The sequence below is a fragment of the Blastococcus sp. TBT05-19 genome, from assembly GCF_003319095.1.
In the GTDB taxonomy this organism is placed as follows: domain Bacteria; phylum Actinomycetota; class Actinomycetes; order Mycobacteriales; family Geodermatophilaceae; genus Blastococcus.
Map to the genome: position 1 here is coordinate 1 of NZ_QOHI01000015.1, position 749 is coordinate 749.

Genomic DNA, 749 nt, shown 5'->3' on the forward strand with positions numbered 1-749 from the left:
GCAGCGTCAGATGTGTATAAGAGACAGGGGCCGAGCAGGGTGTTGCCGACTGCGGCGGCGACGAGGATCATGCCTGTCATCGGCAGGAATGCCAGGCCTGTCATCACAGCGGACATGCCGAGTGTCGCCGTCAGATAATAGGCGAGAAACAGGAACACAGCGTAGGAACCAACAGCGATGAGCAGAAGCGCCGCGTAGGCTCCCCCACGATCCCGGTCAAGGAGAATGCGCAACGGGAGCAGCGGATGCACTGCTCGGCGCTCGTATCCTAGGAAGGCGGTGATCAGTATCGCTCCGATGATCAGATAGCTGACCGTCGATGCCTCGGTCCAGCCGTCGGCGCCCGGTCTCCGCACGGCGCTGCCGAACCCATAAACGACGGCGAACAGTCCGGCGGAGACAAGCACCGTGCCGACAGCGTCTATTCGTGGCCGATTCTCGGTCGATCTCCCGCGAAGCAGACCCAGCACCCCTGCCAGGGCGACGACGGCGATCAGATCGTTCACGTACAGGGTCCAACGCCAGGAAAGGTACTCGGTGACGAATCCGCCGGCGAGGAGGCCGATCGACGCTCCCGCCGCCGCGGCGCCGCCGTAGATGCCCACCGCCCTGGCTCGTTCCCCGCTTGACTCGAACGTCGTGGATACGAGCGCGAGCGCCGCCGGTGCGAGCAACGCACTGAACGCACCCTGTGCGGCTCGCGCGACGACCAGCATCTCGAAGTTGACGGCGGCGCCACCCAACGCCGA

General features: G+C 65.0%; 1 protein-coding gene. It reads right to left on the reverse strand.

Annotation, left to right across the window (positions count from 1 at the left end; genetic code table 11):
• The coding region (locus DQ244_RS19095; RefSeq protein ID WP_147251564.1) for an MFS transporter at nucleotides 1-749 on the reverse strand (749 nt) is incomplete at both ends.